At 62.6% G+C, this 17850-nt stretch carries 19 protein-coding genes; 5 read left to right on the top strand and 14 right to left on the bottom strand.

The window, feature by feature from the left end; all coding sequences use genetic code 11:
* Positions 1–174: 174 nt before the first annotated feature.
* From IY392_RS19395 to IY392_RS00320, 10 genes are all read right to left on the bottom strand, one after another.
* Complete coding sequence (locus IY392_RS19395; RefSeq protein ID WP_255541978.1) at positions 175–297, bottom strand: hypothetical protein; 123 nt, start codon at positions 295–297, stop codon at positions 175–177.
* Positions 298–1016: 719 nt separating this feature from the next.
* Positions 1017–2384: a hypothetical protein gene (locus IY392_RS00360; RefSeq protein WP_194860235.1), complete on the bottom strand. Its 1368-nt coding sequence runs from the start codon at positions 2382–2384 to the stop codon at positions 1017–1019.
* A gap of 92 nt (positions 2385–2476) precedes the next feature.
* Positions 2477–3601: a non-hydrolyzing UDP-N-acetylglucosamine 2-epimerase gene (gene wecB, locus IY392_RS00355; RefSeq protein WP_228548837.1), complete on the bottom strand. Its 1125-nt coding sequence runs from the start codon at positions 3599–3601 to the stop codon at positions 2477–2479.
* Between the two features lie 5 nt (positions 3602–3606).
* On the bottom strand, positions 3607–4725 hold the full coding sequence (locus IY392_RS00350) for an NAD-dependent epimerase/dehydratase family protein (protein ID WP_194860233.1): 1119 nt from the start codon (positions 4723–4725) through the stop codon (positions 3607–3609).
* A complete protein-coding gene (locus IY392_RS00345; RefSeq protein ID WP_194860232.1) occupies positions 4722–5750 on the bottom strand; it encodes an SDR family NAD(P)-dependent oxidoreductase in 1029 nt (342 codons plus the stop codon). Before IY392_RS00345 ends, IY392_RS00350 begins: the two co-directional genes overlap by 4 nt.
* Complete coding sequence (locus IY392_RS19660; protein ID WP_194860231.1) at positions 5747–6670, bottom strand: NAD(P)-dependent oxidoreductase; 924 nt, start codon at positions 6668–6670, stop codon at positions 5747–5749. Before IY392_RS19660 ends, IY392_RS00345 begins: the two co-directional genes overlap by 4 nt.
* Positions 6667–7914, bottom strand: coding sequence for a glycosyltransferase family 4 protein (locus tag IY392_RS00335; protein ID WP_194860230.1), 1248 nt, complete (start codon positions 7912–7914; stop codon positions 6667–6669). The genes IY392_RS19660 and IY392_RS00335 overlap by 4 nt, the downstream gene beginning before the upstream one ends.
* Before the next feature lie 61 nt (positions 7915–7975).
* Complete coding sequence (locus tag IY392_RS00330) at positions 7976–8806, bottom strand: formyltransferase family protein (protein ID WP_194860229.1); 831 nt, start codon at positions 8804–8806, stop codon at positions 7976–7978.
* 14 nt (positions 8807–8820) lie between these two features.
* Complete coding sequence (locus tag IY392_RS00325) at positions 8821–9393, bottom strand: sugar transferase (RefSeq protein WP_194860228.1); 573 nt, start codon at positions 9391–9393, stop codon at positions 8821–8823.
* On the bottom strand, positions 9390–10088 hold the full coding sequence (locus IY392_RS00320; protein ID WP_194860227.1) for a PIG-L deacetylase family protein: 699 nt from the start codon (positions 10086–10088) through the stop codon (positions 9390–9392). Before IY392_RS00320 ends, IY392_RS00325 begins: the two co-directional genes overlap by 4 nt.
* Positions 10089–10713: 625 nt before the next feature.
* Between IY392_RS00320 and IY392_RS19540 the strand changes: the two genes are divergently transcribed.
* Positions 10714–10998 (top strand): cupin domain-containing protein, encoded by a 285-nt coding sequence (locus IY392_RS19540; RefSeq protein ID WP_194860226.1) that lies wholly within the window; start codon positions 10714–10716, stop codon positions 10996–10998.
* Between the two features lie 9 nt (positions 10999–11007).
* Here the strand turns inward: IY392_RS19540 and IY392_RS00310 are convergent, their stop codons facing one another.
* On the bottom strand, positions 11008–11205 hold the full coding sequence (locus IY392_RS00310; protein WP_194860225.1) for a hypothetical protein: 198 nt from the start codon (positions 11203–11205) through the stop codon (positions 11008–11010).
* A gap of 162 nt (positions 11206–11367) precedes the next feature.
* Here IY392_RS00310 and IY392_RS00305 point away from each other — a divergent pair, with 162 nt between their 5' ends.
* A complete protein-coding gene (locus tag IY392_RS00305; protein ID WP_194860224.1) occupies positions 11368–11793 on the top strand; it encodes an organic hydroperoxide resistance protein in 426 nt (141 codons plus the stop codon).
* A gap of 96 nt (positions 11794–11889) precedes the next feature.
* Here IY392_RS00305 and IY392_RS00300 read toward each other — a convergent pair whose 3' ends face one another.
* Positions 11890–12948 (bottom strand): TerC family protein, encoded by a 1059-nt coding sequence (locus tag IY392_RS00300; RefSeq protein WP_194860223.1) that lies wholly within the window; start codon positions 12946–12948, stop codon positions 11890–11892.
* Positions 12949–13285: 337 nt separating this feature from the next.
* On the opposite strand from IY392_RS00300, the gene IY392_RS00295 reads away from it, so the two are divergent.
* Positions 13286–14035 (top strand): hypothetical protein, encoded by a 750-nt coding sequence (locus IY392_RS00295; RefSeq protein WP_107757274.1) that lies wholly within the window; start codon positions 13286–13288, stop codon positions 14033–14035.
* Between the two features lie 617 nt (positions 14036–14652).
* On the opposite strand, the gene IY392_RS00290 is transcribed toward IY392_RS00295, so the two are convergent.
* The gene (locus IY392_RS00290) at positions 14653–15135 is read right to left on the bottom strand and encodes a hypothetical protein (RefSeq protein ID WP_194860222.1); all 483 of its coding nucleotides are present in this window, start codon (positions 15133–15135) and stop codon (positions 14653–14655) included.
* Positions 15136–15266: 131 nt separating this feature from the next.
* Here IY392_RS00290 and IY392_RS00285 point away from each other — a divergent pair, with 131 nt between their 5' ends.
* Positions 15267–16133 (top strand): chromosome condensation regulator, encoded by an 867-nt coding sequence (locus IY392_RS00285; RefSeq protein WP_194860221.1) that lies wholly within the window; start codon positions 15267–15269, stop codon positions 16131–16133.
* Positions 16134–16288: 155 nt separating this feature from the next.
* Here the strand turns inward: IY392_RS00285 and IY392_RS00280 are convergent, their stop codons facing one another.
* Positions 16289–16495, bottom strand: a complete 207-nt coding sequence (locus tag IY392_RS00280; RefSeq protein WP_194860220.1) for a hypothetical protein — start codon at positions 16493–16495, stop codon at positions 16289–16291.
* A 393-nt stretch (positions 16496–16888) separates the two neighbouring features.
* Here IY392_RS00280 and IY392_RS00275 point away from each other — a divergent pair, with 393 nt between their 5' ends.
* The gene (locus tag IY392_RS00275; RefSeq protein WP_309233960.1) at positions 16889–17587 is read left to right on the top strand and encodes a DedA family protein; all 699 of its coding nucleotides are present in this window, start codon (positions 16889–16891) and stop codon (positions 17585–17587) included.
* Positions 17588–17850 lie beyond the last annotated feature (263 nt).

The raw sequence follows: 17850 nt of genomic DNA, 5'->3' as shown, positions 1-17850 counted from the left end.
CCGGAATCGAAGTACCCGATCGCCGGACCAGGGGTACCCACTCGCCCTATCTGCCATCATCACCGCGCGAGAGGAGCGAGCCGCATTCGCGGGTGCCTCCGACGCTCCGTTAAGCGAATGGGGCACCACCTTCACCGTGCCCCGACTGGCCGCAGTAGTGGACGACCGCCTGACCTAGAACGCCCACATCTTCCATACCGGCACCGCCTCCTGCCAGCTGGTCACCACCACGGCCCAACGCCGAAAGGACCGCGCGACCGCCTGAACGCCCGGGACGTCGAGCACCGGCGCACCCATACCCCAACCTGTCACGAGAGAGGGGCCAAGTAAGGACAGCACAGCGGGGCCAAATGGTCTTGTAGTACTCCCTTCAGCATCGGCGCCCCCACCGAACCCGTCGAGGCCATCAACGGTCGCCTCGAACACCTCCGCGGAATCGGCCTGGGCTTCCTAAACCTCGAGTACTACATCGTGCAGTCACTCATCTACTCCGGACAGCTCCAGAACTGAATCAACGCACTCTGATTCCAAAAAAAGAGCCTCTTCAGGCGCGGCCGATCATTCAACGCACCCGCGATTTGATCGAAGCTCATCTGACCATCGTCTTCGCAGCTCGGGCGATTGCACGCTACCTGCAGAATCGGACCGGGACATCAATCAAGAGGTTCGTGCAAAACCTTGCGCTGAATCCACACCATCGTCATCGACGTCGACGGACACGAGGTCACCGCCCGGACCCCGCCAAAGCCGTCCTTGAGGCTCTCGGCGCCATGCGCCGAGCATTTGCAACTCAGGTCTGGGAGTGCGGACCGTCCCTCTTCGTGCACTCCGACGAACTCGTATGAGGTGAGGCTGCGCACACGGGGGGGTTTACGGCCAACAGGTCCTTCACGGCCCGACGGTGATGTGCTGGTGTCAGTCCACAACTAAAGACAATGGCAAACGAGGGTCTGTATCACAATCAATCAGCCATTTCGCCTAACCCGGCAGCGCTGCAGTTGCTAATTCTATCTCGTTCATGTCGACAGGGGGTAGCGAACAGAATCCTGAGGGATACATCCGTGATCCACTATAGGGCCCCTCTTCCCGCGCGCACCAGCAATATGCTGACTTACAAAATGAACGTATATCGTAGTCGACACGAAGTTCGGATAATTTCGCTCAAATGATGACCGGATACGTGCAATTGTCTGCTCTCGCGGCACCGATGGAGCAACTAGTAGTAGTTCAACTACGCCCGTTTCAGCTTGAGCCAACTGCGCGGATTCGATACCGGGTATGTCCCGCACAAGATATACGATCTCACGGGCGGCCACAGTCCGAATGGGGGAGCCGTGCTCATAAAGCGTGACGTAGTCTTTCGTTCTGCCCTCCACGCTAAGGATTTCGAGCACCGACCCGTTTCTCGTAGTATCGCCCGGAATCAAACGATCACCCAAGTAGTAGTTTATCAGCGGAAATACGCGATTCGAAAGGGTGGTAGCTAGCGCTGCACCTTCTGGATCAGCCATCATCAACACGTGAGGCCAATATGTACTCAGTGGCCACGCTGAGGATTTGTCAGTCGTGCCAGCGATGACTCCGAGCTCAACCGCGCCATACTCGATAAGCACGCGGACGCTCAGATGATCTTGCACCTCCTTGATGTCGACGTCGTCAACGGTCTCGCTCGTCAGAATCGCATGGGTAAGGAAAGGAAAAGAGAGCCCTCGCTCATATGCCCGCCTGCCGATCATGGCGATCGCGGAAGTGTAACCGATTATGTAGCGCGGCCGTGTGCGCTGAATGGCTCGTATCGCCCCATCGGCGGCCGCGGGGGTAGGTATAAAGCCGTTTACCTTCCAAGAGTTTCCGGCAATGTCTTTAAGCGCGCGAAGGGCTCGGGTCCGCAGCTGCGCATTCCCGGAAATCCCAGCATTGCTGATTGTATTAGCCGTGAGCAAAAATGGATCAAAGGGCCGCAAACCATGCTGCATCCGGTACGACCAAATCGATGCGTAGTTGTCCGAGAATTCGTTATTGCCCTTTGGGAAGTCAAAAGGCTCACTAGTGGAACCACTCGTACGATAGTGGCCGGCTACATTTGGTGTGCTGTTAACCAGATCGAGATTTGCTCTCAGGTCATCCTTCCGCAATATAGGCCAATCGGCGAGGTCGGCTATCGAGCGGATTTCTTGAGGTAGCGAATGCTCGCGCATCCAATGCTCGTAGAATGGCAGCTTCAGGGCTTGGGACCACCTTAACTGCAACGATGATAATTGCTGGCGCTCAATCGAACCGTCATCAGAACCGGAACGGAACACTTGCGCGCCGCGCTCAGCGTGTCGCATACGAGTCGAGCCAAGAGTGGAACGGGCAATTCGGCGAGGATATCCGGTGGTCATTTGGGCGTGTCTCCCGTTAGCTATGTGCTGAACATGGCAGTGAAATGCGTGATCTGCGTTACACAGGACGCTGGTTTGCTCCTCGTAGATTGCTAGGTACGGATACCGTCCCACTGGTGGTGCCGGTTGGCGGTGGAGAGGATGAACTTCACCACGCGTTCCGAAGTGTTTTCAATTAAATAATCATCCGGGGTGAGATGGCTAACACCGTCCCGACTGTAACCTGAGTTCATGGAAAGACTTATCGCCGCAACAACATCGTCGGAATTAAGTCCGGTCATTATAATGCCGCCGGTATCCAGTGCTTCCGGCCGTTCGATGGTATCTCGAAGAGTTACTGCGGGGAAGCCAAGAATGGACGATTCTTCTGCAATCGTGCCGGAGTCAGAGAGGCAACAAGCGGCTGACAACTGCAGCTTATTGTAGTCGTGGAAGCCCAGGGGTTCCGCAAATGTAATTCCTTCGGGTTCCGACCAATCGGGAATTGATCTAAGTCTCTTTCGTGTTCGCGGGTGTGTCGAAACAAAAACCGGCAGGTCAAACCGCCGGCGAACAGCAGTCAGGCACTCGATAAGCATCCGCAAGCGATCGGGCGAATCTACATTCTCTTCCCGGTGGGCAGAAACGAGAAAGTACTTCTCATTGCGCAAACCCCTGTCTTCGAGAACCGTGGATGCGTCGATCTGGTCCCGGTACGCGTTGAGCACCTCGCGCATCGGGGACCCGGTCTTTAGGATTCGACGCGGATGTAACCCCTCGTCGAGGAGATGGCGTCGAGCATGTTCCGTGTAGACGAGGTTGAAGTCCGAAATATGGTCGACCATTCGGCGGTTGGTCTCCTCCGGCACATTGAGATCGAAGCAGCGATTGCCAGCCTCCATGTGGTATGTTGGAATTTTAAGACGCCGAGCCATGAGTGCGGCGATGCATGAGTTAGTGTCACCCAAGACTAGAACGGCGTTGGGTCGTTCCTCTAGCATCACCTTCTCGGCGGCCACTAGCGTTCCACCGAGCACCGAACCTAGGCTGGACGTATCCACCCCGAGCATGTGGTCGGGCTGTCGGAGTCGGAGATCGTCGAAAAAGACTTGGTTGAGCGTGTAGTCATAGTTTTGCCCGGTGTGGACCAACACATGCTCGATGCCAGCTGTCTCATCTAGGCGCTGGATGACGCGAGCCAGGCGGATTAGTTCAGGCCGTGTGCCAACAATGGTCATGACCTTCACTGGCTGGGCTCCTTTGGTAGTGGCTGGACGGGTTCGGTGAAAGTGTCTGGGGCTTCAGGGCGGAACAACTCGTGACTCCAGAACTGGGTCAGTAAGACGTCGTGGCCCGTATTGGTGATATTGTGAACCCAGCCGACAGGCATATCGATGGCTACGGGTTGGTCGCCCGAGACATCAAAGTCAATAATCTCTTCGTGAAACATTTTTCGGAGACTGATGCGGGCCGTCCCCTGGATCACGGCGAAGCGCTCAATCTTAATCAAGTGATAGTGCTCCCCGCGTGTGATACCTGGGACGGTGGTGCTAAACGACGACTGACCTTCTCCGCCGCGGCAGCGGACGGTCTCTACGAATGACCCGCGTGGATCGGAATGTGGTGTGAGCGAGATGGGGTAATGGTCGGGGAAAAGGCTAGCTCTATAGGTGTTAAACAGGTTAATCCTGAACTTCGAACTGAGATCGGGTATTTCTCCGGTCGGCACATATGAGCGATGAAATTCCTGTAGCAGTTTCCATACCTTAACGACGCCGGTCTGAATGCCGTTGGGTCTGATGCGCTCATTGCCACAGTCAAGCCCGTCGATGAGTGACTGCGCAGCGTCCTGAACGTGAAGGAGCTCAACCGGGTTGTCGTTCACCCTGGGGTTTTCGCCCGCGATCGTGGCGTGGACGAATGTAGCTACGAACGAGTTGTAGGCGGGGAGCCCGTGTTCGCCAAAAAGGTTCGGCAAGCAAACGTCCACGAAGTGACCGCCGGCGGTGGTGGTTGCTTCGGAGAGTGCGCGTTGCGCTGCAAGCTTCCCCCGTCCGTACGCGTTGTCCCGCTCGACCTGGATGGTGCCCGACATCACGACCCGCAGCGGGCGGCTCGCGGCGGAAACCGCGCGCGCCACCTCGTTCCCGATCCGGATGTTGCCCTGCTCGACGTCGCTGCTGCTTTCCGCACGATTCACTGCCGCAAGGTGAATGACTGCGTCCGCGCCGGAAACGAGGTAATCCAAGTCGTGCCAGTTCTCGCGTGTGACGGGAATGACCTCGTGGTCTGTGAGGGCCGCGAGCCTTAAACGGGTGTGCCATCCGAGGAACCCGCCGGCCCCGGTGAGGACGATTCTCATCGTCTTAGCTCCGCGACAACCTTCTGCATCTCCGGAAGTGCCGCGATGAGATCAGCTGTTTGGTCTATCGTCATTTGGTCCGCGATGTTTGAATCGAAGTCTTCTGCCTTTCGAGCCTCCGAGTCGCCCTCGTCTACGTATATCGAGTACTGCAGAGAACGAGCGTCTAGGGGCACGCGGAAATACTCTCCCTGGTCGGTCGCTTTGACCGTTTCCTCGCGAGACAGAAGGGTTTCATACATCTTCTCGCCATGGCGGATTCCAATACTGACGATGTCGGGGTCGTCGACTCCCATCACCTTGGCTGTCGCCCGGGCCAACGTTTCCACCGTGCATGCAGCGGCCTTCTTTACGAATAGGTCGCCTGGTTCTGCGTTGAAGAACGCATGCTCAACCAAGTCGACCGACTCTTGGAGACTCATGAGGAACCGCGTCATGGAGCCTTCAGTAAGAGTCAGCGGCTTGCGCTCTCGTATTTGCCGAACGAATAGCGGGATCACCGAGCCTCGCGAGTACATCACGTTGCCGTACCGAGTGACAGAGACTGTCGTCGACGACCTCGGGTGGTTCCGCGCGAAAGCTTGCGCAGTTTTCTCCATTAGGGCTTTTGACATCCCCATAGCGTTCACGGGGTAAACGGCCTTGTCCGTGGAAAGGCAGACGACTGACCTAATGCCGAGCTTGTGGGCAGCACGGATGACATTGGCACTGCCGTCCACATTGGTCTTGACCGCTTGATCAGGGAAGAACTCGCAAGAAGGAACCTGCTTGAGGGCCGCAGCGTGAAAGACGTAATCTGCGCCAACGAACGCGTTTTCCACGCTCTCGGCGTCTCGAACGTCCCCAATAAAGAACTTGAGTCTTGGCTCATCCAGACGGGACCGCATATCGTCCTGTTTGGCCTCATCTCGGCTGAAGATGTGGACAGCTTCGGCACCTTGGTCGAGGAGGTGACGAGCCATCGTAGATCCGAAAGATCCGGTTCCTCCGGTGATTGCGATGGTCGCACCAGTGATGGAGGTCATGGGTTGTCCTTCCGTTCGGGTTCGTAAGTCAGCGCTCGGCCGATTGCACGCCATGTTGACCGGGGGCTTGGTGGTGTCCAACCCGCCGTAGTCAGCCAACTTGGTGCCTGGCCTTGACCGAACCAGAGCATCTCAAGCCGTCGAGCCGCACCGTTAATTCCGGGCCATGCCTTGGCAACTATGAACGACGAGTCGACGATAGCCCGAGCCAAGGGCTGCGGAATGTGCCGTGGGCGCTTACCCCCGAGGTCCTCAAGCAGGCTGGCTGCGGTTAGGCCCTCTGTCGGATGGCTGACGACAGTTGGGGGCTGTGCGCTGCAGGTGGCGAGGAAGGCGATGGCGTCCCCCACGTTCTCTATGAGAGCTTGCGCAGTGTTCGCACTTCCCGTGCCTGCGACGGACGACATCGGCGAGCGTGCGAGTCGGGCGATTGCTCTGGTGACCCGACGTTGCGCGCCATGAACGCCTGGTGGCCGGTAGACGATGGTGTTCGGGTGGACCAACGCCGCTCGTTCGCCCGCAGCCTTCGACTCGGAATATGGAGAAAAAGGCGCCATTTCGCTGCTGGCATCTAATACAGGCCGTCTTCCCTGTACCGCCGCGCTACTCACGTGGACGAACCGGACCCTAGAAACCGCGGCAATCTCTGCAATTAAGCCGGGAAGCACCGCGTTCGCCCCCATCATCGAAGTTCTGTTGCCGCTGGTGGCGTCGGGCATTCCAGCGCAGTTGACCACCGCATCGGCTGCCGCGGCGGCTTCTTTCAGAGCTGCGACCTCGAGTTCGGGTACTGCAGCGCTCGGGTCCGCCGTCAGTCGAGGGGCGCGCACGGGTAGGACTTCGTGCCCACGGTTGCGGAGAGCGGCACACACTGCCTCGCCGACAAATCCGGTTGCCCCGACTACCGCAACTCTTGTCACTTGGAGCGCCTCGGTCGGCGATGGGCCTCCAAGAGGGCCACGAGAGAGTCACCCACGGATTGCTCCGAAAACCGGCGCAAGTAGGCGGCGCGTGCGTTACGACTCAGGTCGGCGCGGCGATCAGCGGACGCGTTCGCGAGGCTGAGCGTCGCGCGCACAAGATCCTCCACATCGCCCGGCCGGGCAGTGACTCCACAGTCTGACTCCACCACTACTTCAGCCGCGTCGCCGGCGACAGCGGCGATAATGGGACGACCTGCTGCCATGTTAGCTTGGATTTTGCTGGGCATGGTCACCCGGTACAGAGGTACGTCTTTCAACGACACTAGCTGCGCGTCGCCCAAAGCGAGGATCTGGGCCATCTTTCCAAAGGGCTGCGGGTCGATGAAAGCAATGTTGTCCAATCGAAGTTCTGCTGCGCGGAAGCGAAGCGCGTCCTTACGCACTCCGGCTCCGACGAGCGCGAACCCAATATCGCCCCTAGAGCGAAGTTGGGCAGCGGCTTCGATTACGATGTCGAGGTTCTGCATTTCACCGTGGTTTCCTGCGTACATCACGGTGAAATCGCGGTCAATTCCGAAAGCGGTTGCGAGCGCTGGGTCTTTTGCCGTCGGATAGAAGGAAGACTCCTCCGCCCAATTCGGTAGCACACTCACCTTATCAGCGGGCACACCACGGTCTATAAGTAGGTTCGCCATTCCAGGCGAGATGACGGCAATGTGCGCGGCATGCCGATAGACCGCATCGCAGTAGTAGTTCAGGACGCGGTCCATCACTGAACCGGTTGAGTCGGCGACGAAGCCGCTCGAAGTGACGGTGTCTGGCCAGAGATCCTGGATCTGGACAACGAACGGGATCCCTCGAAGCAACTTGAGCGGAACTGCTGCTGTCGCGGCCGTAGCGGGCGATGAGTATACAAGCGCCACGTCCGAGTTTCGAAGTATTGCCGGAGCGGCTATCGATGAAGCGCCTGCATAAGATAGGTAATTCGCCATGCGACGTGCGGCGTTGTCGTCGTGGCTCGGGTAAATAGGGACTCGATGAACTGTGACTCCGCGGATGGTCTCTTTCTGGTAGGGGCGGATGCTGTAACCCTCGAAGACTTTTCCCTCAGGGTAAATGGGGTAGCCGGTGAGGACATCAACCTCGTGTCCCCGTTGGTGAATTGCGCGGGAAATTGTCCCCGGGCCAGCGGCTGCGCCACCCTCAGGGTCAAACCAGTGGCTAAGCACTCCGACTCTCACGGGTTCACCTCCGTAGATGACGAATCGAGACAGGGAGTACTGCAGTGATAATAAAAGCGCTTTATGGCGTTGGCTCCCATTCGTAATCGGTAGCAAAGTAGCAACCATCGGATAGGTGGATCTCCATGGCGCCCTCTTTCTCGGCGCTCTTCGTACCGGCCCACACGCGGACCCGCCGCCCAGCTTCGTCCCAGAAGGCGCCCGGATAAGGCCGAGTTACGCCCCTCACGAGCTTGTCGACTTCCGCGACGGTCATCGATTGAGTTATCCGCCCGTCTTCGGGGCGCCTACCCTGCCACTCAGTCGCTCGCGCTTCGTCCTGGTGTCGCAGGTCGCATCTCCCTGTGGTTAGAGCGGGCCAAGCCTTCCGGATCAGCGTCTTGTGGGCCTCGTTGACCTTCGCGTACAACGTTGTGGCCGTCTCATCCGGGGCTATTGGAACCTCGACTTGGTCCACGATTGGTCCGGTGTCCACGCCGGCGTCTAGGGCGAACAGCGTCACCCCCGTCTTCGGCAGGCCCTTGATGATCGCCCACGGCACCGCAGCACGGCCCCGGCCGACGGGGAGAAGAGTGGGGTGCATACCGAGCACTCCCTTGGAAGTGGAGTCGAGAATGTCGCGGGACGCAATTTGTGACCACCCAATGACGAACAACCAATCGAGCTTTGCGTCTCGTATTGCGGCTACCGCTTCCGCGTCGTTGATGTGGTTGACCTTGACTAGCGGGACGCCGTGATGGCGTGCGATGTCGTCCAAGTAGATACGACCTGACTTGGTTGCGGACTTGTGATCATGCAATGTCACAAGAAGATCCAGGTTGCCGCCCACCGAGAATATTTCTTCGATACACGACAGTCCCAGTTCGACACATGTGACGAATCCGAAGCGCATTGAGAGTGGCCCTGTCAGTAAGTTGGAGGCGGCTTGAGGAGATAGCCGAACGTCTTCAGAATTAGCCAGACGTCGCCGCCCAGTGTGACCTGTTCGGCGTACTCGCCGTCAAACCGTGCCTTCTCCAGCGGCGACATACCATTGAACGAATTTATCTGAGCGAGACCGGTCAGCCCGGGACGGAGGGCCCGTGCACCGTTCTGCGTGCGTTCAGCTAGAACGTCGAGTTGCGACGGGAGGGCGGGGCGCGGTCCAACTATCGACATGTCCCCGCGGACGATGTTCAACAGTTGCGGTAGCTCGTCGACGTTTAGGCGTCGAATGACTCGGCCCGTTCGGGTTATCGTGACTGCGCCAATGGCGTCTGAAGGCAAGTGCGGCGTGTCGATCGGCATACTCCGAAACTTGAGCATAGTGAATTCAGATCCATCAGCACCTACTCGCTTCTGGCGGAAGAGGGCCGATCCCCTGTCTTCCAGCTTGATGGCCATGGCGGTGAGGGCAAGAAGTGGGCTGAGAGCCACAACGGCTGTCATGCCGAGAAAAAGATCAAAACTCCGTTTTCCCCATCGTTCATACCTCGTCAACGAATTGCCTCCGCCATGTTGAGGTGAACGGCCTGGAAAGCTTCGGCGTATCCATACCCGGACTGACCGCCACGCACCGCAGCCAGTCCACGAATGACCTCGGGACTTCTCGGGTGGGGGAATGGCCGCATTACGTCACGGTAGGCGCCACACGCGTCAAGTTTCGCCTTGAGGTGTTCCTCGCTGACCGGAAAGTAGGAGTTCGGCTCAAACGCCCGTGCAGTGCCAGCGAATTGCCAGTCGGTAGATGAAGGAATCTCCATGAAGTACAGGCCCTTGAGTTGTGGGACGCTGCTATTTCGTTGGAAGAGACGTGCGGCGGCCTGTGCTGCCACGCTCACCTGACGGTGGTCATCGTTGAGATCATGCGGATGGTGTGTGATGACCCACTGGGCTTGGGATTCGACCAGCCGAGACTCCACGAACTGGACTAGATCCAGGTGAGGTACCGAGTTCATCTTGATGTTAGGGAACGGGCCGAGATCCGGTTCTTCCATCCCCAGAATACGCGACGCCTCGCGCGTGTCGGTCAAGAGCTCGTCGTCCGAGGGGCGGTGGGCCCGAGCGGTGACCCCGCCAGAAAGGATCACCGTGCGCATCTTGTGCCCAGCGTCGGCAAGCGCGCGCGCAGTGGCGCCGCAGCCGAGCGCTTCATCGTCCGGGTGGGCGACGACTACGAGGATGCTTTCTGGCATCGAGGCAGGCCTCTCTTTCGTCGAGGTAGCGCTGGCAACCGTAGCGCACTTTCCGTTGTCTTGGCGGCGGCTGAATCGCCAGACGGATTATCACCCCGCTCTGGGGTCAAGATTCGTATCGCAGGCAACGCGCTGGCGCTGGGGGCTCGGAAGTCGACGTTAGAGTTCGGCGTCGCAGAACGGCCACCGGGTCGTCTTGCTTCTACTCGCGGCTGACGGGCACGGTTCTTCGCAACTTGATGAGACGGCCGTTTCGCTGGGCAGGAAAGTCGAAGAACACTTATGAGAGCAGCGTAGTGGGTTAAAGTGTCGCGAAACTGACCGAACTCCCTTTGTCAGTCAGAGTGGTCTCGGGGTTGTCGCCATAATGAAGCTACCGATCCGATGCAGCGTTGCCCTCATTGCAGTTGCCCTCGCGATAATTGTGGTCGCCTGTAGCCCAGTGAAGCCTCAGACGGCGACGACAGCTTCGGCCCCAACGGGCGAGACGGCCGGGTCGGAACCGTCACCGCAGTCCCCGTCCTCGACCGAAACCGCCGAGCCCGTCCGTGCCGTCGACATCGCCTCAGGCCAACAGGACGGGCCGGTCGATGTGGAGGCCGACGGCGGCGCGGAAGGTGTCGGGGTGACGTTTCGCGAGATCACCATCGAGCCCGGCGCCAGCACGGGGGAGCGTTGCCACTACGGGCAGCTGATCGCGGTGGTGGAGCAGGGCGAACTCGCCCACTACGCCGACATCTATCCCGGCGGCGTCCACATCTACCGCCAAGGCGAGTCGGTCATCGAGGGCGCGGGTTACCCGCACGAGGGGCGCAACGAGGGGGACGAGGACGTGGTGCTGATGGTCACCTACGTGATCCCCGAGGGGAAGCCGCTCACTGAGACCGATCTGACCCACTGCGACCACTGAGTCGCGCGGTCAGTCGTCCTCGTCGGCGAGCTCCGGGTCGACCTCATCGTCGGTGGGAACCACCACCAGCTGCTCGGCCACATCGGCCGGGTTGGCCTCGCGGGTGGGGTCGTCGACACTCACTTCTGGCGCGTACTCCTCGGCCGCGGTGACGGGATCCGGCTCCGGGGTGTACTCATCCGGATCGGGGCGGTCCTCGGCAAACATCTCAGACTCCTCCTCGTTCCACCGACTCATCACTCTGAGGCAAGTGGGTCGCTCGCGGCCTTGTCGTGCCTCCACCCTAGGCATCCTGCGGCGAACGGTGCCACTGCCCGGCGAGGCGTACCTTGGGCCGCATCCGCACCCCCAACCCAGGAGGCACTTCCCATGGCAGATCCGCTGTACACCGTCGAAGCCCTGTCCACCGGCGGAGGCCGCGACGGCCACGTCGCCACCGCCGACAAGGCCGTGGACCTGGAGATGGCCCCGCCCACCGAGCTCGGCGGGTCGGGGGAGGGCAACAACCCCGAGCAGCTGTTCGCCGCCGGGTACGCCGCCTGCTTCCACTCCGCACTGCAGAGCGCCGCGCGGATGAAGAAGGTCGCGATCGACGGCTCGTCGGTCGGCGCCCGGGTCTCGCTGGTGCGGTCGGGCGAGGAGAGCATCGACCTGGCGGTGGACCTCGAAGTGGTGATCCCCGGCCTGGAGTCCGAGAAGGCCGACGAGCTGGCCCAGCTCGCCCACGAGCTGTGCCCCTACTCTCGCGCCACCAAGGGCAACATCGCGGTCAGCGTCTCGGTCTCGGACGACTGACGCCTTTGCCCGCATGGCCTGCACTCCCGTTGGTGCATGCGATCGGGGTGGCGGCCGCCTCGTCGTCGTCGTTCTTCCTTCTTGGTCGGTGGCCGGTCAGGCCCGGGTGGGCTGCTCACGGTCGCGGTCCGACTCCCGGGTCGACCGCTCCCGCCGGCGCCAGAGTGGCTCGAGGGAGGCGTCCTCCTCGGCGGTGGCGACCCGGAACGGGTGCTCGGCCGGCGTGGGCAGGCCCTGCGCGCCCTGGCCTCTCGTGGCGCGCAGACTGGCGACCACCGAGACGGCGAGGATGGTCGCGATGACCGCGAGCGAGAGGGCGGTGGGGATGTAGACCACGTCGATCTTGAGCATCATCTTGACGCCCACCCAGATCAGGATCAGCGCCAGGCCGATCTTGAGATAGACGAAGCGGTGGACCAGGTCGGCCAGCAGGAAGTACATCGCCCGCAGCCCCAGGATGGCGAAGGCGTTGGCGGTGAAGACCAGGAACACCTCGTCGGTGACGGCGAAGATGGCGGGGATGGAGTCGACGGCAAAGACGATGTCGGTGGTCTCGATGAGTACCAACACGGCCAGCAGGGGAGTGGCCATGATCGGCCCGCCCTTGCGGACCAGCAGGCGCTGGCCGTGGAAGGCGTCGGTCATGGGGATCAGGCGTCGGAACGCCGCGAGCACGCGGGACTGGTCGGGATTGAGGTGCTCGTCGCGCTGGCGGATCATCCGGACGCCCGTGTACAGGAGGAACGCGGCGAAGAGGTAGAGCACCCACGAGAAGTTGGCGATCAGCACGGCGCCGCCGGCGATGAAGATCCCGCGGAAGACCAGCGCCCCGAGCACGCCCAGGAACAGCACGCGGTGCTGGAACTGTGCCGGGACCGCGAAGTGGGCAAAGATGATGGCCCACACGAAGACGTTGTCCACCGCCAGGGACTTCTCGATGAGGTAGCCGGCGAAGTACTGCTGGCCGAACTCGGCGCCCCACACGGCCCAGATGATCGCGCCGAAGCCCACTCCGAGCGCGATCCAGACGGCCGACCAGGTGGCGGCTTCGCGGACGCCGATGACGTGAGCCTTGCGGTGGGCGACGAGGTCGATCGCCAGCATCAGGACGATGAAGGCCAAGACGGCGAGCCAGAGCCAGAGGGGTGTGTTCATTTGTGGGACCTTTCGATCAGTGGGTGATCGAAGGTCTCTCCCGGCTCCTATCGAGCCCGCTCCGCCGGGTCCGAGGACCGTAGTGACGACGAAGTGTGTGAGGGATACTCCCCTTCTGGTGGCGCAAGGTTAGCGCAGGAATCGGGCGGGCTCAAGGCGCGGTCTGACGCTCGTCCAAGAATGCGCCCATTGTGGGCATTACCTCGGTGAAGTTCCTAAAGAGAGTTTAAGGTGAGGTCGGCCGTCAACGCGCTGTCACGTGTACCCCGCGTCCCACGGCCGACCACGTACGCCACCGAGCGGGCCCGCCGCCCCCTCGCCTGCAGACAGGATCCAGATGACCTCACGCACTACCCGCTCGATCGCCACCGGCGCCGCCGCACTGCTCATCGCCTCCGGGCTGTCGGTGGGCACCAACGCCGCGGTCGCCAGCGCAGCGCCCTCCTCGTGCGCCACCGCCCAGACCGTGACGTTCAACGACCCCTCGACCCTGTGGACCGACTACCACCTCAACAAAGAGGTCGTGGGCGACGGGACCGCGGCGCCCGGCGGCATGGTGACGTTCCGGACGACGGTCAGCGGTGCAGGGGCGCTGGTATCCGGGATCGAGGACTTCCACCCGGCCGGGTTCGAGTTGGTCCAAGCCCGCTCGAGCGTGTGGTACCTGCTCGGCGGTCAGACGTGGACCACCGTCACCAACGACGTGATCCGCGACTCGGCGACCAACTCGGTCCGCTACTCGGGCGCCGGCTGGACCACCGCCGGCAACGCGCGCGCCACTCTCGAGACGACCTACCGCGTCCCCGCAACCGCCACCCCGGGCGACGTGCTCAACACGGGCGCCGCGATGACCCTGGTGCTGGCGAACGGTCGCAAGGTGGCCAACCCCATCAACACCTGCGTGACCATCCGCGAGCCGAACCCGACCGAGGTCGTGACCGGCAGCCTCAACGGGCTGGGCCTGGGCTCGGTGACCTCCGGGTCGACGGCTCTCGGCAACATCGGCGCCGACCCCGCCACGTTCTCGGCCGACCTGATCAACGGGCTCGACCTGGGGCAGCTGATCGGCGCGGCCGCGGGGAGCTGATCTCGCGGTCGGGAACCGCTCTCGCGGGGCGGCGGCGGGGTTGTCGTCGTCACCCTGTTGGGTCTGACCCGGGCGCCGTGTGGCCTGTTCGGCGCGCCGGCGGGCGCTGGCCGGCCTCGCCCGATCTACGGCCGACTAACCGGTAGTACCAGGGGCCGGCTCGCGATACGGCGAGCCGGCCCCGTTGTGTCGGTGGGGCTGAAGATTCGGGGTGCGTGGGGCGGCAGTGGGAAAGTCGGCCCCGCCCGAGGGCGTGACAGAGTGCCTCGGGCGGGACGGGCTGAGGGCGCCGATAATCGGTGGCTACCGTCCGGCGCGACCGCGCCCAGGTCATCCGGGCACCCGGAGCAGAGGTCGAGATAGATGGACCCGGTCGTCGAGTGGTCGCATCTGTGGGTTTTCGGGACACCCCACCTGGGAGAACGTGAGCGGGTGTGACCGCGCGGCGGGTGGTGGCCCGGTGCCGATCACGAGGTGGGTGGCGCGGCCTTTCGGGGCACCGGTTCGCGCCTCGCGGGCCGGGGCATGGGATCGAGCGGTCCCATACGTGGCGTTATGGGCGGGTTCCCCAGCCAGGCGGGGCGGCGGATCCCGTGTCGAGAATCCCGGGGTGTCGGCTACGACGGCGTGGGGTTGGTGAGCCACCACGTGAGGATGCGCTCCACCGGTTCTTCCGTGGAGCCGTCGCCCAGGCGGGGCACGTCGAACCACACCCGCAGTGGTCCGCCGGGCGCGGGGACGTCGACAAACTCGAGCGGCCGCTGCCCCTGGCCGTGCGGTGACCTGTGGCCGGTGTGGCACGAGATGACCGGGACGAACCCCGTCGTGCAGGCCACCTCGGCACCGGGTTCGATCGGGGTCAACACCCGGGTGCCTGAGATCGCCGGGTTCCAGAACGCCGGGTCATCAGGACCGAGAACATCGCTGACGATCTGGAGCATGCCGCGGGGGATCTCGAGCGTTGGCGCGACGTCCTCTGGGTTGGCCGGGGCGGCGGTGGCCGTGGTGGGGCCGAGGGCGGTCGTCGCTGCGGCCACTGCCAGAGCGAGGCCGAGTCGTCGGCGGGTGGTCGATTGCCGATTCCCGGCGTGGTTGATCATGGGCTCACCTTCGCAGAGCTGTCAGCATCGTGAACATGCATGGGCTAGGTTGAGCTTCTTTTCACCGGCACTGGGTTTGCCGCCCGCATTCATTGCGAACCGTTTGCTTCCCGGGACGGTACGTTCCTCGCGTGACGCGTTCTACATGTGACCCCGTCGTCGTCGCAGCTGGACGGCGCCATTCCGTCGGCGTGCGGGACGACGGCACGGTGGTCGCCGCAGGCCGGCCCGGTTCGCCGGAGTGCGCGGTGGACGAGTGGCGCAAGGTGGTGTCCGTAGCTGCCGGCACCGTCCACGCGGCCCGCAACACCGGTCGCTCGCACACCGTCGCCCTCCGGGCGGACGGGACCGTGGCGGCCGTCGGGTGGAACGGTGACGGGCAGTGCGACGTCGCGGCCTGGAGCGGGGTCGTGTCGATCGCCGCCGGATGGCGCCGGACGCTCGGAGTGCTGGGCGACGGGACGGTCACGGCCGTCGGGCGCACCAACGAGGGAGCCTGCGAGGTGGGCGGGTGGCGGGAGATCGTCGCCGTCGCTGCTGGTGATTGGCACTCGGTCGGCCTCCGTTCCGGCGGGACAGTGGTGGCCACGGGGAACACCCTCCGGGGTCAGTGCAAGGTCGCCAGATGGCAGAGAGTCCGCAGTGTCTCTGCGGGATATTTGCACACGGTGGCAGTCACGGAGGACGGACTGGTGCTCGCTGCGGGCGACACCGGGAGCGGCGTTGCCGAGGTGGGACGCTGGCGAGACATCATCGCGGTGGCCGCGGGAAGTCGCCACACCCTCGGCGTGGACGACCGGGGCCGGGTGCTTGCTGCGGGGGACAACACTCGCGGGCAGTGCGACGTGGACGCCTGGCGCGACGTTGTCGCTGTGGCCGCGGGCGCTGAACACAGCCTCGGACTTCGCGCGGACGGGACGGTGCTGTTCGCCGGGAGTAACGCTGACGGCCAGGGCTCGGTGGGGGAGTGGCGACTCGGTAGTGGAGGCGGTTGCTGAGCTGATCGCGGGTGCCCTCGGGGCGGCATCTCAGAGGGGGCACTTGGCACTCCGGGTTTGCCCTGCTCCTGCGCTCAGTGCTTACGGGGCCGAACCCATGAAGCGCCGGCTGACTGCAACTCGGAATCGACTTTATCGAGTTGGCTTTGCGTGACTTACGGATCGATTATTGCTTCGAAGTTGTAGCCCGCTTGTCCTCCTCCTTCGTACGTTCCGATTAGCTCGAACGGTTGTTGCCCGTAGAACTTGCGCGCTTCATCCCATACTTCGCTCGGTGCGTCTTCGATCCGAATGCTCTGCAACTCATCGACCGCTACAAACAGGGAGTTCTCGGCCTCGGGCTGTGATCCTTTGACGACCATGATCCTGAGTTCCTCTGAAATGTGACGTGGGGCAACATGCTAGCGCCCCCGACCCCGAGAGTGGGGCTGTCGGCGACTGGGGGCTGAGCGGACGTGTGACAATGAGTCGACGGATCAAACGGTGTGAATTCTCAGTTTCACGGTTTGTGTTGTCTTCCGAATGCCCGCGCAGCTTCGGACACGTGTACCAACCCAAGGGTCGGATGTAGCGGCGGCGGGCGCAGCAGTAAGCACTATCACTAGGCAGGCGGCGGTCGGTAGGCGGCAGAACGTCTCTCAGCGAAACCCGGGGTGTCGGTCGGTACGCTCCAACGGTCGCAGGCCATGTGCTGCACCGCGATCGGGCCGTGACCGCCCGGTTCGGCGACCAGAGACGCTCGGCAGCAACCGAGCGTGGGAGAAACGGACATCGATGTGATCACCCTTGCCGCGGCGCCACCGATCGACCCTTCGGCCGACTACAGCGGGTTCATCGGGTGGGTACTGAACCTCATGGAGACGCTGGGCGAGCTCGGCGTGGGGCTGGCGGTCCTACTCGAGACGTTCGTGCCACCGATCCCGTCCGAGGCGGTGCTGCCCGGTGCCGGGTTCCTCGCCTACGAGGGGCGGATGAGTTTGACCCTCGCCTGGGCGGCGGCCACCACGGGCGCGCTGCTCGGAGCGTGGATCTGGTACGCCGTCGGGTCCGCGCTCGGCCGCGACCGCACCAGGCGCCTGGTGGGCAGGATCCCGCTGCTCGACCACGAGGACTTCGACCAGTCGGAGGCCTTCTTCCAACGGTGGGGCGGCGTGGCCGTGCTCCTGGGGCGCTGCGTCCCCCTGGTGCGCTCGTTCGTCTCCATACCCGCAGGGATCAGCCGGATGCCCGTCCTGCGATTCACCGCGTACACCTTCATCGGATCCGGGGTGTGGAACGCGATCTGGATAGGCGCCGGGTTCGCCTTTGGCCCGGCGATCAAGCCCGCCCTGGAACGGTGGAGTGGAATGCTGTCCAACGCGGTGCTGGCGATCATCGCGGCCCTGGTGGTCTGGTTTGTGGTCAAGCGAGTGCGGCGGCTCATGAAGCGGCGACGCGCTGTCAGCGTGCAGTGAGCGCGACCGCCCCGCGTCAGCCGCTCGAGCGGATGGCCGCCTTAGCCTGGTGCCGCTCCCGGGACACGACGAGCAATGGAGACGCCCACTCCTCGAGTGGTCACATCTGACGGCTTCGCCGGCACGCCACCTGGGAGAACGCGATCAGAAGTGACCACTCGACGGGTAGCGGGCCGTGCAGGCACGATCGGGCGGGGGCATTGTGGACGTCATGCCAGCCGACTCCAGCCCCACCGCACCCAGCCCCAGCCCCACCGCAGCCG

The sequence above is a fragment of the Dietzia sp. SYD-A1 genome, assembly GCF_015356725.1.
In the GTDB taxonomy this organism is placed as follows: Bacteria; Actinomycetota; Actinomycetes; order Mycobacteriales; family Mycobacteriaceae; genus Dietzia.
The sequence above is the reverse complement of the archived record's forward strand: the minus strand, read 5'-3'. Positions and strand labels throughout refer to the sequence as shown.

Excerpts from the sequence above, each read along its gene's own strand:
- wecB (WP_228548837.1), bottom strand. The coding sequence starts at position 3,601 with ATGACCATTGTTGGCACACGGCCTGAACTAATCCGCCTGGCTCGCGTC.
- IY392_RS19395 (WP_255541978.1), bottom strand. The coding sequence starts at position 297 with ATGGGTGCGCCGGTGCTCGACGTCCCGGGCGTTCAGGCGGTCGCGCGG.
- IY392_RS00345 (WP_194860232.1), bottom strand. The coding sequence starts at position 5,750 with ATGACCTCCATCACTGGTGCGACCATCGCAATCACCGGAGGAACCGGA.
- IY392_RS00280 (WP_194860220.1), bottom strand. The coding sequence starts at position 16,495 with ATGGTCGTCAAAGGATCACAGCCCGAGGCCGAGAACTCCCTGTTTGTA.
- IY392_RS00360 (WP_194860235.1), bottom strand. The coding sequence starts at position 2,384 with ATGACCACCGGATATCCTCGCCGAATTGCCCGTTCCACTCTTGGCTCG.
- IY392_RS00305 (WP_194860224.1), top strand. The coding sequence starts at position 11,368 with ATGGCAGATCCGCTGTACACCGTCGAAGCCCTGTCCACCGGCGGAGGC.
- IY392_RS00320 (WP_194860227.1), bottom strand. The coding sequence starts at position 10,088 with ATGCCAGAAAGCATCCTCGTAGTCGTCGCCCACCCGGACGATGAAGCG.
- IY392_RS00300 (WP_194860223.1), bottom strand. The coding sequence starts at position 12,948 with ATGAACACACCCCTCTGGCTCTGGCTCGCCGTCTTGGCCTTCATCGTC.
- IY392_RS00330 (WP_194860229.1), bottom strand. The coding sequence starts at position 8,806 with ATGCGCTTCGGATTCGTCACATGTGTCGAACTGGGACTGTCGTGTATC.
- IY392_RS00290 (WP_194860222.1), bottom strand. The coding sequence starts at position 15,135 with ATGATCAACCACGCCGGGAATCGGCAATCGACCACCCGCCGACGACTC.
- IY392_RS00295 (WP_107757274.1), top strand. The coding sequence starts at position 13,286 with ATGACCTCACGCACTACCCGCTCGATCGCCACCGGCGCCGCCGCACTG.
- IY392_RS00350 (WP_194860233.1), bottom strand. The coding sequence starts at position 4,725 with ATGAGAATCGTCCTCACCGGGGCCGGCGGGTTCCTCGGATGGCACACC.
- IY392_RS00310 (WP_194860225.1), bottom strand. The coding sequence starts at position 11,205 with ATGTTTGCCGAGGACCGCCCCGATCCGGATGAGTACACCCCGGAGCCG.